The 13,325-nt window shown below is 52.9% G+C and carries 9 protein-coding genes; 8 read left to right on the top strand and 1 reads right to left on the bottom strand.

Features of this window, described 5'->3' with window-relative positions:
- The first annotated feature begins 49 nt into the window (after positions 1 to 49).
- Genes RHM61_RS01960 through RHM61_RS01935 form a run of 6 tightly spaced genes read left to right on the top strand, consistent with a single transcriptional unit; the run spans position 50 to position 8,384 of the window.
- Positions 50 to 2,422 (top strand): TonB-dependent receptor, encoded by a 2,373-nt coding sequence (locus RHM61_RS01960; protein WP_322249454.1) that lies wholly within the window; start codon positions 50 to 52, stop codon positions 2,420 to 2,422.
- A gap of 39 nt (positions 2,423 to 2,461) precedes the next feature.
- Entirely contained in the window at positions 2,462 to 3,424 is a 963-nt protein-coding gene (locus RHM61_RS01955) for a homocysteine S-methyltransferase family protein (RefSeq protein ID WP_322249453.1), read from the top strand.
- 56 nt (positions 3,425 to 3,480) lie between these two features.
- A complete protein-coding gene (locus RHM61_RS01950) occupies positions 3,481 to 4,995 on the top strand; it encodes an ABC transporter substrate-binding protein (protein ID WP_322249452.1) in 1,515 nt (504 codons plus the stop codon).
- Positions 4,996 to 5,003: 8 nt separating this feature from the next.
- The gene (locus RHM61_RS01945) at positions 5,004 to 5,960 is read left to right on the top strand and encodes an ABC transporter permease (RefSeq protein WP_322249451.1); all 957 of its coding nucleotides are present in this window, start codon (positions 5,004 to 5,006) and stop codon (positions 5,958 to 5,960) included.
- Positions 5,960 to 6,787, top strand: a complete 828-nt coding sequence (locus RHM61_RS01940; RefSeq protein WP_322249450.1) for an ABC transporter permease — start codon at positions 5,960 to 5,962, stop codon at positions 6,785 to 6,787. The genes RHM61_RS01945 and RHM61_RS01940 overlap by 1 nt, the downstream gene beginning before the upstream one ends.
- Positions 6,780 to 8,384 carry an ABC transporter ATP-binding protein gene (locus RHM61_RS01935; protein WP_322249449.1) on the top strand — a complete coding sequence of 535 codons (1,605 nt, stop codon included), beginning with the start codon at positions 6,780 to 6,782 and terminating at the stop codon, positions 8,382 to 8,384. The genes RHM61_RS01940 and RHM61_RS01935 overlap by 8 nt, the downstream gene beginning before the upstream one ends.
- 52 nt (positions 8,385 to 8,436) lie before the next feature.
- On the opposite strand, the gene RHM61_RS01930 is transcribed toward RHM61_RS01935, so the two are convergent.
- Positions 8,437 to 9,354, bottom strand: coding sequence for an S-adenosyl-l-methionine hydroxide adenosyltransferase family protein (locus tag RHM61_RS01930; protein ID WP_322249448.1), 918 nt, complete (start codon positions 9,352 to 9,354; stop codon positions 8,437 to 8,439).
- Positions 9,355 to 9,538: 184 nt separating this feature from the next.
- Here RHM61_RS01930 and RHM61_RS01925 point away from each other — a divergent pair, with 184 nt between their 5' ends.
- Both RHM61_RS01925 and RHM61_RS01920 read left to right on the top strand, forming a co-directional pair.
- A complete protein-coding gene (locus RHM61_RS01925; RefSeq protein ID WP_322249447.1) occupies positions 9,539 to 12,295 on the top strand; it encodes a DEAD/DEAH box helicase in 2,757 nt (918 codons plus the stop codon).
- A gap of 21 nt (positions 12,296 to 12,316) precedes the next feature.
- On the top strand, positions 12,317 to 13,321 hold the full coding sequence (locus RHM61_RS01920; protein WP_322249446.1) for an SWIM zinc finger family protein: 1,005 nt from the start codon (positions 12,317 to 12,319) through the stop codon (positions 13,319 to 13,321).
- Positions 13,322 to 13,325: the final 4 nt, after the last annotated feature.

The following is a 13,325-nucleotide window of genomic DNA, read 5'->3' as shown; positions in this document are numbered from 1 at the left end:
AATGATTTTGCAAGACAAGTTCATAAAAATTGATAAAAAAGAGGAACAGATGGAAACTCGCGCTTATTTTCGCCTCGTTGGCGTTTGTGCCTTAATTGCCAACGCTTCGGCCAGCGTGGCACAGGCTGCCGATGCAGATAACCGTAATGAGGATCTTGCCGCCGGTACCGTGATTGTCACCGGGACGCGTGATAGTGGAAAAAAAGTGCGCGACAGCATGACGCCAGTGATCGTCATCGGTGCCGAAGATCTTGCCAGTACCGGGAAAACCAATGTATTGGATGCCTTAAAAAGCTTAGTGCCATCGTTAACTACCCCAGCGGTTGGCTATGACGTCGGCGCGCTGGCGCGCACTTTTCAACTGCGTGGCTTAAGCCCCGGTAATACTTTGGTGCTCATTAATGGTAAGCGTCGACATGTCTCCGCCAGTTTGTATGCCGATTCCGATCCTGCACAAGGTTCGAATGCAGTCGATCTGGATTTCATTCCCTTAGCGGCGATCGATCACATTGAAATTTTGCAAGATGGTGCTGCGGCACAGTATGGCTCCGACGCGATTGCGGGTGTCATTAATATCATCTTAAAAAAATCTCCTACCGGTACCAGCGTGTCATTGCTGGGTGGTGGATACATTGATGGTGGCGGGCAGACGCAACAATTTGAGGCGAATAAAGGCTTTATCGTCGCTGACGATGGCATACTTAACCTGAGTTTTTCTGCGCACTACCATGGTTACTCGAATCGCAGCGGCGATAGTGGTGGCGTGCAAGCGGCCTTGGTACAAGGCGATCCGAAAAGCTCGGTGCTTACCGGTGCGTATAACTTTGAAAAGCCGATCACGCCGGATCTGACGTTCTACAGTTTTGCTACCGTAGCGCACCGAGATGCCCAAGCCAATGAAAATCCCCGTCAACCAGACGCCATCAGTCCAGCCGTCAATCTGCTGTATCCGAATGGTTTTACCCCGCAAGAAAAAGTCAGCGAGAATGACTTCGGGCTGACAGCCGGATTGAAAGGTATCACCAGCGACAAATGGAATTGGGACGTCAGCACTACCTATGGTCGGGATCAGGCCAAGTTAGAGAATATTCGTACCGTCAATCCTGATCTGCTCAATGATTTTGGCAATGCACAAAGTAAGTTTCGTGTTGGCTCGTTTACTTCCTCGGAGCTGACCACGAATGTTGATGTTCGCCGACCATTTACACTCGATGGTCTGTCAGGCCCTTTGCTGTTGGCTTTAGGATTGGAGAACCGCTACGAAACCTTCCGGATTGGGGCTGGCGAAGCCAATTCTTACTACTTAGGCGGCTCATCGGCTTTTCCGGGCTTTCAAAAAACTGACCAAGTGGATGCAACACGTAATAGCCTTGCTGCCTATGTGGATCTGACCGCGCATATTACTTCGCAATGGGAATTGGGTTTTGCGACGCGCGCCGAGCATTACCAACAGGTTGGCAATAAGGTGACGGGGAAATTGTCGACACGGTATGATTTCAGTCCTGCCGTGGCATTGCGCGCGACCTTGAGCAATGGCTTTCATGCACCAACATTGGCGCAGCAATATTACTCAGCAACGACGGTGACGACAGGTTTTGCACAAGTTCAATTGCCGCTCGGTTCGGCTGGTGCGAACGTGCTTGGGGCGCCCAATTTGAAACCGGAAACCTCAAAGAACATCAGTGTCGGGCTGGTTGTAGAGCCGGTAAAAGGCGTCCATGCCACGATTGATGCCTATCAAATTAATATCAATAACCGCATCATCGAGTCAGCCTCCATCTCCGGACAATTAGCGGCAGCAGCGGTAGCCGCAAATGGTGCAGCGATTCCGGCTGGCGTACCAAGTGGCAGTGTTTCCGCGGCCTTTTTTACCAATGGTGTGGATACCAAAACGCAGGGTATTGATGTCAGCATAGACACAATCAGTCGTTTCGGCGCGCTCGGCAGCATTAAGTGGATAGTCAACGGTGGCTACAACAAGACCACGATTGAACATATATCGGCAGCACCCGCAGCACTGCAAGCGGCGGGACTTTCTCTGGTTGATCCGGTGCAGAGATCGAATCTGACTACCGCTACACCTCGTGGCAAGGCTTCCATCGCCGCCATTTATACTAAAAATGACTGGGAACTGACGCTGCGCGAAACGGTGTATGGCAAAACCAGCCAAGTACAAGGATATGCTCCTGGGCCATATTTTACTTATAATACCGATGTCACTTATATCACCGCGGTAGACCTTGGCTATAGTTTTTCAGATCACTTGAAAGTCAATTTCGGTGCAGATAATCTGTTGAATAAGTATCCAACAAAAATGCCGGCTTCGGTGTACCAAAGTCTTAACTACGATCAGTATTCCCACGTTTCCCCGTTTGGCGTGAACGGTGCGTATTACTATGCCAGAGTCAGTTATGCTTTTTGAGCTTAAAAGTTATTCAAGAATCGTGAAGGATGTCAATTTATGCTGCCAAAAATAACTATATTAGACGGTGGAATGGGGCGCGAGCTGTTAAAAATCGGCGCGCCGTTTCGCCAGCCAGAGTGGTCGGCCTTGGCTTTGATGGAAGGGCCGCAGTATGTTCGGCAAGTCCATGATGCGTATATTGCGGCGGGCGCAGCACTCATTACCACGAATAGCTACGCCCTGGTACCCTTCCATTTGGGTGAAGAGGTGTTTACTGCGCGAGCGGGCGAGCTGGCCAGCTTGGCGGGTCGTATCGGGCGCGAGGCCATTGGTGCGGCCATTGGTGCGGCCAATGCGGCGGCCAATGCGGCTGGAACGATTCAACTCGCTGGCTCCTTGCCGCCACCATTCGGCTCGTATCGGCCAGATTTGTTTAACCCAACTGATGCGGCGCGCATTCTCAATCCTTTAGTCGCAGGGCTGGCACCATTTGTCGATGTGTGGTTGGCGGAGACGCAGGGATCGACTCAGGAAGCCTGGGCGATCAAAGCGGCGATCGATCAAGTATCGGCGCGGCCATTCTGGTTGTCGTTTACGCTCGAAGATAGCGAGCACCATGCGGTTACAGAAGGAACACTGGCACCGACTATCCGCTCGGGTGAGTCGGTGACAGAGGCGGCGCGTACCGCGCTGGCGCTGGGCGTCAAAGCTTTGCTGTTTAATTGCAGCCATGTCGGCGTGATGGCTGCGGCAGTGCGCGATGCTGCTGCGGTATTTGCCGAAGTCAGTGCTGAGCATAGACCGCAAATTGGTGTGTACGCCAACGCCTTTGCTCCGCATTATCATGCTGAGGATGCCAACGATGGTTTGAGCGAATTACGTGATGACTTGGACCCATCGGAGTACCTGAAGTTTGCGCAGCAATGGCGTGATGCCGGTGCAACGATCGTCGGTGGTTGCTGTGGCATTGGGCCTGATCACATTGCAGCGCTGGCGTCCTCGTTACCGGGCAAGCAGTGACTTTTTTTGCTTCAGAAGCGAGGTCAAATCATGAGCGCCGAACCCTGCTCAAAGGTTTGACTAGCCTCGCTGTTTCTGGTCTTGCACCCATGCTGGAGCAGGCCGCGAATGGTACGAATGCTGCCAATACCCCTAAAAAGGGTGGGCATCTACGCCTGGGAATCGATAATGCTTCCAGCACTGATCGTCTTGATCCAGCCAGCTATGTGGAAATGTATGGATTTGTCGTTGGTGCGCAATTATTTAATACCTTGATCGAACTCAATGAGTCCGGCGGTTTGCGTCCTTCACTGGCGCTGAGCTGGGAAGCGCGAAAAGGCGCGAAGGAATGGATCATCAAGCTGCGCAAGGGCGTCGAGTTTCATAACGGTAAGCCGTTGACGGTACAAGATGTCATTTATTCGCTCAATCATCATCGCGGTGCCAATTCTGCTTCGGCCGCCAAAGTGTATTTGGATTCAGTACTCACGCTCAAAGCGACGGCAATCGATGAACTGACGATTATGCTTAAGCAGGGCAATGCCGATCTCCCTTATCTGCTCACCGATGTGCATTTTGGTATAGGCCCGGATGGCAGTAATTTTGATAAAGGCATCGGTACCGGTGCTTATGTGTTGGAAAATTTCCAACCGGGAGTGCGCACCTTAACCCGTCGCAATGCCAATTATTGGGATGCCGAACGCGCTCATGTGGATTCGGTAGAGACGATTGCTTACAACGATAGTACGGCTCGTATCGCCGCGCTGTTGAGCGGTAGAATTCATGTCGTCAACCGCATCGAGCCGCGTTTGTTTAAACGGGTTTCGGCATCGAATAAGATCAATGTGCATCGCTCCAAGGATTCGGAAATCTTTACATTCCCAGGCTTGTCTGACCGCGCACCGTTTAATAATCAGGATGTACGATTGGCGCTGAAGTATGCGCTGAACCGACCGCAAATACTGAAGTCTGTTCTTGCTAACATCGGCTCCATCGGTAACGATCAGCCGATTGTGCCGTCTAACCGTTATTTCGCAGCTGATCTTGCGGCCACTCCCTATGATCCGGAGAAAGCGGCCTTTCATTGGAAAAAATCGGGATACAGCGGCAAGTTGCTGCTGTCGGTTTCTGATGCCGGTTTTTCCGGTGCGGTCGATGCGGCGCAATTGTTTCAGGCCAGCGCACAAAAAGCCGGTATACCCTTGGAGCTGGAACGCGTTCCCGCCGATGGTTACTGGGAAAATATTTGGCTGAAAAAATCCTTTGTAGCATCGAACATCAGCACGCGCTCGACCGCCGATGCGACCCTGTCTTTATTCTTTGCCGCAGGGGCGGCCTGGAATGAAACGGCATGGAACAACGAGGGCTTCGAGTCGCTGCTGCGCGCAGCCAGAGCGGAGTTGAATGAAGCAAAACGCACGCAGATGTATCATGATATTCAATTTCTGATTGCCGGGCAAGGCAGTGAAATTGTGCCGGTCCGTTCCGATGGCCTCGACGCCAGCAGAGCGAACGTCGGCGGATTTACCGTTGTTCCGGGTTTAGCCATGAGTGGTTTGAAAGTTGCCGAAAAAGTTTGGTTAGAGAGTTAGATTTCAAAATGAAAACCATCGCTGCTCTGATAGCACGTCACATCTTGTCTGCAGTGCTGCTGTTGCTGCTTGTTTCAGTACTGATTTTTGCTGGCACGCAAATGCTGCCAGGGGATGTGGCGACGGCAATGTTGGGGCAATCTGCCACACCTTCGGCCATTGCCGCGATTCGTGCCGAACTCGGACTCAATGAGCCGGCATTGTTACGCTATGCGCTGTGGTTGAGCGGATTGATGCATGGTAACTTTGGTGTCAGTTATGCCAGCCACCAGGATATTGCCAGCAGCATAGGACTGCGACTCGGCAATACGGTATTCCTGGCGGGCATGACTGCGCTACTGGCGATTCCGCTGGCACTGGTGTTGGGGGCAATTTCCGTTTTGAATAAAAATGGTATTGCAGATCGTCTGATCACCACCGTCACCCGCGGCACGGTTGCCCTGCCTGAATTCTTTGTCGGCTATCTGCTCATCATGTTTTTTTCGGTGCAATTAGGCTGGTTCGACAGCAGCGCGACAGTTTTCCCAGGTATGTCGCTGATGCAACGTCTGGAGGCCATTTTGTTGCCAACGATCACGCTGGTGTTGGCGGTTCTCGGTCATATGATCAATATGATCCGCGCCGCCTTGCTCAATATCTTGTCGGCACCGTATATCGAAATGGCCCGTTTGAAGGGATTGAGCCGTGCGCGCATAGTCTGGCATCACACTTTACCCAATGCCTTGGCACCGATCATGAATGTCATCGCTATTAACTTGGCCTATTTGTTGGTGGGCGTGGTGGTGGTGGAAGTGGTGTTTGTTTATCCGGGAATGGGGCAGTATATGGTCGACAGTGTGATCAAACGTGATATCCCGGTGGTGCAGGCCACTGCGCTGATTTTTGCTGCCATCTACATTGGTTTGAACCGTTGCGCCGATATCGCGATACTGTTGAATAACCCGCGCTTGAGGTATCCACGCTGATGAAGCTACCCCGTCTGACCATTGCCGCAGCTCTTGCTTTGAGCATCTTAGGGGCCGTGCTGGCAAGCGCATTGTTTGCGCCTTTGCTGGCACCCTATGCGCTCAATGAAGTGATAGGCACGAGTTGGGATCCTCCTTCTGCGGAGGCTTTGCTGGGTACCGATAACCTTGGGCGCGACTTGCTGTCTCGCTTGATTTGGGGCGCAAGAGTGACCCTGCTGATCGCCTTTGTTGCCACGGCGCTGGCATTTCTGATCGGCGGAGTGAGCGGGTTTGTCGCCGGGCTGTATCGCGGAAAAATTGATGTGGTTTTGAATCAAGTCAATGATTTGCTGATGGCAATCCCTTCCCTGATTGTCGCCTTGGTGGTGTTGACCATCTTTCCCAGCAGCCTTACCTTGATCATCACCGTCATGGCGGTGTTGGATTCGACGCGGGTATTTCGGATCAGTCGCTCTCTGGTGCTCGATGTGACGGCGATGGATTACGTCGAAGCTGCCAAGCTGCGTGGTGAGGGCAGTGCGTCGATTTTATGGCGCGAGGTGCTGCCGAATGTATTTGCGCCCTTGTTGGCCGAATTCGGTCTGCGTCTCGTATTTGCCATTTTGTTTTTGTCGACGCTCTCTTTCTTAGGTTTGGGCGTACAACCGCCATCGAGCGATTGGGGCGGCTTACTGAAAGAAAATAAGGACGGCATCGTGTTCGGTGTGTGGGCCGCCTTGAGTCCGGGGATTGCAATTGCTGTTCTGGCTATTTCGATTAATATCGTGGTCGACTGGTGGCTAGACTGGACGCAGCGCAGTAGCAGAGGGGGCCAGGATGTCTGACACCTTATTAGCATTTAACAATGTATCGATTGTCACGACGCAAGGAAAAACCTTAGTCGATCAGGTTTCCTTTGTTTTGCCAAAAGCCAAAGTGCTGGGATTGATAGGCGAATCCGGCGCTGGTAAATCGACTCTAGGCATGGCGGCGTTGGGCTACTTCCGCGAGGGGCTGAAATTATCTGCGGGAGAAATTGTCTTCGACGGGCGCACGATTTCTTCCTTGCCCGAAGCAGAATTGACGCAATTGCGTGGAAGCCGAATTGCGTATGTTGCGCAATCTGCTTCCAGCGCTTTTAATCCCAGTTTCACACTCGGTGAGCAGGTCATTGAAACCGTGGTGCAGCATGGCATCTTAAGCCGTGCGCAAGCCTTGGAGAGAGCCGAACAACTGTTTGCTCTGCTCGGTCTGCCGCAACCACGCCAGTTTTTACAGCGTTACCCGCATCAAGCCTCGGGAGGTCAGTTACAACGGGCAATGATCGCCATGGCCTTGTGTCCGCAACCTGATTTGATCGTCTTTGATGAGCCGACCACAGCCTTAGATGTGACAACCCAAATCGGGGTGTTGCTGGCAATGCGTAATGCCATCGCTGCTACCGGTGTGGCTGCTTTATATATCAGTCACGATCTGGCAGTCGTGACACAAATTGTCGATGACATCTTGGTGCTGCGGAATGGTAAGGCGCTGGAATATGGCTCGCTGGCCCAAATCATCAACCGTCCGAGACACGACTACACGCGCCAATTGGTACAAGTGCATGCCAGAACAGCCGCAGTAGCGACCAAAGCCAGTGCACCTCTCCTATCCATGCGTGCGCTCAGTATGCGCTATGCGACCGGTGCGACGGTACTCTCGGAGGTGTCGCTGGAATTGCCGGCCGCGCATACTCTGGTGCTGGTTGGCCAGTCCGGCTCAGGGAAGTCGACGCTAGGTCGGGTGCTGTGCGGGCTGAATGCGGCCACGCATGGCGACATCGTATTTCACCAGCAAGCTTTAGCGCCTTTGATTCAAGACCGTAGTCAGGATGATTTGCGCCGGATACAGTTGATTCATCAATTGCCTGATCTGGCCTTGAACCCGCGTCATACGGTCGCCGAAATCATCGGACGTCCTCTATCCTTGTACTGGGCGAACAGCCGCACGCAGAGAGCGGATAGGGTGGATGAACTGTTGTGCCAAGTCGATCTTGATCCTGGCTTGCGCAATCATTATCCGGCCATGTTATCGGGCGGCCAAAAACAAAGAATTTGCATCGCCCGCGCCTTGGCGGCTGAGCCGGAAGTGATTGTCTGTGATGAGCCGACCTCGGCACTCGATCCACTCGTGGCTCAAGGCGTGCTGAAGTTGCTCGCGCGTTTGCAGCGTGAAACCGGCGTGTCTTTGCTCTTCATTACCCATGACATCGCGATCGGGCGCGCCATCGCGCATACGATAGCGGTGCTGCATGAAGGAAAAATCATCCGATACGGCGCTCCGGAGATAGTCTTGTCGCCGCCGTTTGACCGCGTCACAGATCAACTTTTATCCGCAGTGCCGGAAATGAAAATCGGCTGGCTTGATCAATGGGTAGCACGCAACTCTTCTGAGCTGGTTTGATGCCAAGCGATGCTCGGATGTATTCCGCGCATCGCTGATACCCAACAAGCTGCTATTTTTTTGACGTGGCGGATTTTTCAATTTCGATGCGCCATTCTGCCCCGGATTGAATATGGTATTTCCGAGCAAAGTCGCCCTGATTAATGGCTAAAGAAAAATTTAATAAACTGTTGATGTAAGCGACTGGCTTACCAGTTTTTACGCCGCCAAAAGAATTTTCAAACGGAACAGTTAAGCTGGCGATTTGATTATCTTTACGGAAGATAGTCAGACTGATTTTATCTCCTGCGTGGATAGACAATTGATCTAACAATGACTTCGGAATATTGGTCCAGACATTGCCATAATTGACGTCCAACACAGGTATATTGCCACGCAAGGTATTGCCTGAGCGGTCGGCTTGTTGGTAATTGATTGTGACTAATGTTGTTGGATCAAGTAAGGGACCGAGCTGATCAAACTTGATGATCTCGCCCGCCAGTCTGGCACCGGTATAGGCGTAAACGTCGCGACCATGGAAGGTATAGCTGTCTGCGGAACCCGGCAAGCGATTGATTTTTTCATCGATTTCCCGTATCTCGGCAATGCCATCACGCTCGGCGATCAAGGTATATAGACCATTGTTCGGGCCGACAAAGTAGCGACCGTTCTTGGTTTTCAAGACGATAGATTTGCGCTCCGTACCCACGCCTGGATCGACCACGGTAACGAAAACCGTGCCCTCTGGCCAGTAGTTGGCGGTCTGATATAAGCGATAGCCGGCGGTCCAGATATCGTAGGTCGGTATCTGATGGCTGAGATCGGAAATATTTAATTGCGGATCAACGCCAAATGCCACCCCGCGCATGGCAGACACGGCACCATCGGCTTGTCCAAAATCAGTCAACAAGACCAGTGGTGTGCGTGCTTGTGCGAAAGCACACGTGGCTGCCAACGCAGCGAATAAAACTATTTTTTTGGTAATTTTCATGGGCGAGTAAGTTAAAAAAATCAGTCGGTTTCCTGGTTCACACTATATGTGATTTGCTCGAAAGATATAGAATAGTTTTGACATATACATATGCTTCCCTAGACCGACTGGCAAAACCATTCGTTTGCTATAATTTGGCAGAATCGATTCTACCCTCACACACCCGTCAACAGGGAAGCCGCCGATGCCGCAATTTGAGATTGATATGCAGTCGCCACCGCCGCAAAACTTTGCTCGAGCGAGGCTAGAGCTTGGCATCTCGGCGACGGGACGCCTGTATCTGGAAGTGCTGGCGACTGACACCGCACTTCTTTCCCCGGTCGCCATGACCCGAATTCATCAAGCGTTTGAACGCAGCGGCGCTAGCGGTTTGTTGCACTTGGGAGCAAGCGAATTAACGAGTCCCTTGCCGCCGTCGCTTGCCTTCTGGCGTGAATTTGCGCATCTGTTTATGACGCGGCTGTGCCTGGTTCCCGATTTGACTGAGCAATGGGCGAGCGTGGAGTTGGCCGTACCGTCTCCTGAATTTGAACAGCTGCTATCCGGCATGCCACCCATGCTGGGGGCCGAATACTTGGATCTCGACCGTCTGGCGCTGTTCTGGGCGAAATTACATGGCGTGGCAAGGGATGAAATTGCTGCCGAGCATGGCAACGTCCAGCAATGGCTGAGCCAAAAGCACACAAGTTGGAACATCGTCGGCAGGGTATGTTTTCACCTTGCTGAAAATAAGAACAGTGAAGACATGCCGTTCGCTTTTCTTGCCACCTATGCGACGGGGGTGTCACAACAAGCGCAAATCCGGCATTTGCCGCTCGGGCGCGCACTGCAAGAATATGCCGGCAACGAAAATCGCGATGCGCTGTTGCGCTTGTTGACGCCGGTGCATAGGGCTTCGGAAGCCAGCCCATGGTTGAAATCCTTGGTCGATTCCGGCGCGATATTTCATCCGATCGCATGGACACCGCACGACGCCCATCAATTTTTACAAAATATTCCACTCTTTGAGGCCCACGGCATCGTGGCGCGCATCCCCGATTGGTGGAAGCCGCGCAATCCTCCACGTGCGCAAGTGAAGGTCAGTATCGGACAGCGCGCGGTCGGCTTGGGGCTGGATGCCATGATGGACTTCGATATTGCTTTATCGCTAGATGGAGAAGAAATCTCAAGCCAAGAATGGCAGCAATTACGAGCCGCAGGCTCCGGCCTTGTGCGTATGAAAGGGCACTGGGTCGAGCTAGACTTGGCGCAACTCGATAGCGTGCTGGCACATTGGAAAAAAGTGCAAGCTAGTGTGGACCATGGAGGGCAAGGCGTTTCTTTTCTTGAGGGCATGCGACTCTTGGCCGGTGCTGCAGTGGCTGGCGATGCCCAAGCCGGCTTAGCAGCATCAACGGCGGCATGGTCTGACGTTGTTGCCGGGGAGTGGTTGGGCGACGTGCTCGACGGCTTGCGTCATCCGCGCGGTGAGGCGCATCCCGGCACCGATCTGAAGGCGCAACTACGATCCTACCAGCAAGACGGTATGCGTTGGCTATGGTGGTTAAATTGCCTGGGTCTGGGCGGTTGCTTGGCCGACGATATGGGGCTCGGTAAAACCATACAAGTGATTTCCCTTTTGCTTCTAGCCAAGCAAGGAGGCGATCCCGGCCCGCATTTATTGGTCGTGCCGGCCTCGCTGATTGCCAACTGGCAATCTGAACTTGATCGCTTCGCACCCAGCTTGCGCATCTTCATTGCGCATCCGTCGGCAATACCAAGCAAAACCCTCACGACGCTGGGCGCAGAGCAACTGACTTCGGTCGATGTCGTCATTACCAGCTACGGTACGCTGATTCGTCTGGCATGGCTAATCGAAACACCTTGGGCTGTGGTCGTGCTCGATGAAGCGCAGGCGATCAAAAACCCTGCAGCCAGACAGACGCTGACGGTAAAAGCCTTAAACAGCCGGGTGCGCTTCGCTCTCACCGGCACACCGGTGGAAAACCGCATAGGCGATTTATGGTCGCTGTTTGATTTTATTTGTCCCGGTCTGTTGGGGACTGACAAAGCCTTTGCGCGTTTTGTGCGTCGGCTGGAACAAAATGAGGGTGATCATGCGCCAAACTATGCGCCCTTACGTAAGCTCGTTCAGCCCTATATTTTACGACGCTTGAAAAGTGACAAGCGCATCATTGCCGATTTGCCTGATAAGACCGAAGTCAAAGCCTACTGCGCTCTTTCAAAATTGCAGTTGAGCTTATATCAAGATGCGGTAGATGCGCTCGCCAGTCAAATTACACATGTCAACGGCATTGCCCGACGCGGTATCGTGCTGGCTTTCCTGATGCGCTTGAAACAAATTTGCAACCATCCATCGCAATGGCTGGGCGATGCTACTTATGCAGCGGCAGACAGCGGTAAGTTTGCGCGCTTGCGCGAGATTGCCGAACAGATTGCTGGGCGTCAGGAAAAACTTATAATATTTACCCAATTTCAGGAAATGACCGGACCCTTGGCCGAGTTCTTGCAGAATGTGTTTGGACAAGCTGGATTGGTGCTGCACGGCGCGACGCCCGTTAAGTCGCGCAAATCATTGGTAGAAAAGTTTCAGCAAGAATTGGGACCGCCGTTTTTCGTGCTCTCGATCAAGGCTGGCGGTACCGGACTGAATCTGACGGCGGCGTCCCACGTGATTCATTTCGATCGCTGGTGGAATCCGGCGGTCGAAAATCAAGCGACTGACCGAGCTTACCGGATTGGCCAGAAAAAAAATGTGCTGGTGCATAAATTTATTTGTCGCGGCACAGTGGAAGAAAAAATTGATGCACTGATCGAAGCCAAGTCAGGCTTATCGAAAGAGCTGCTTGAGGGCGGGGGAGAAATGTTGCTTACCGAAATCAGCAATGAGGAATTGCTGCGTCTGGTCGCCTTGGATATCAAGAGTGCGATGGACGACTAAAAAATCGATAAAGGAGCGAAGATGGGACAGCGTTATGGCGCTTGGGGGCCTTATATCTCGGTTGCAGAAAGACGGCGTCAGGCCGAGCGCGTGCTGGCATCGTTGAGAAAAAAAGGGCGCAACTGTCAGCCAGTGGTGGTGGAGGGGCGCGCCATCGCTCGCAGCTTTTGGGGTAAAAAATGGTGCGAGAACTTGGAAGCATATAGCGATTATGCGAATCGTTTGCCGCGCGGACGTAGCTATGTCCGCAACGGTTCGGTGCTCGACCTGCAGATTGTGGAAGGAAAAATCAGCGCGCTCGTTTCCGGTGCGCATGTGTATGAAGTCAGCATCAGCGTCCAGCCGCTTGAGAAAACGCGCTGGAAAGCGGTGCTTGAACAATGCGCAGGCAAGCTGGCGTCCTTGCTGGAACTATTGCAGGGCCGCATATCGGAAGAGGTCATGGAGTTGGTTAGCCGTCCCCAGAGCGGCCTGTTCCCGGCACCCAAGCAGATCAGCTTACGCTGCAGTTGTCCCGACTCGGCGTCGATGTGCAAACATATCGCGGCGGTGTTGTATGGCGTCGGCACTCGCTTCGATAGCCAGCCGGAACTATTGTTTCGTTTGCGTCATGTTGACCCGAGTGAGTTGATCCAGCAAGCCGGTAGTTTATCCGCGCTGTCGACGAGCATGCCTGGCGGAAAGCAGAGCCTGGACAGTGCAGATTTGTCGGCTTTGTTTGGGATTGATCTGGAGCCATCGCCGCTCACGACTGCGGCTGCACCTACGCCATCGCAAGCTGCGTCTGGTTCAAGCCAGAAACCGCCCGCAAAGAAAACTGGCGCAGCTGGTGCGGTGCGCGCCAAAACGATTACAGCCAAACAACTTGAGGCGCGCGGCATCGCGCCACACATCCGGTATCGCTGGCTCGAATCCGGTGTCTTACTGCGGACCGAACAGCGCGGGGTATATGGGGTGACGAAAAAAACTGAGCCGTACATCGAACAATATCGCCGCGCGACAGGACTGACGCGGGTGCTGTCCTGAACTC

Origin of the sequence: Undibacterium sp. CCC3.4 (assembly GCF_034347425.1) — a bacterium.
Taxonomy (GTDB): Bacteria; Pseudomonadota; Gammaproteobacteria; order Burkholderiales; family Burkholderiaceae_D; genus Undibacterium.
This window is presented reverse-complemented; position numbering and strand designations above follow the sequence as displayed.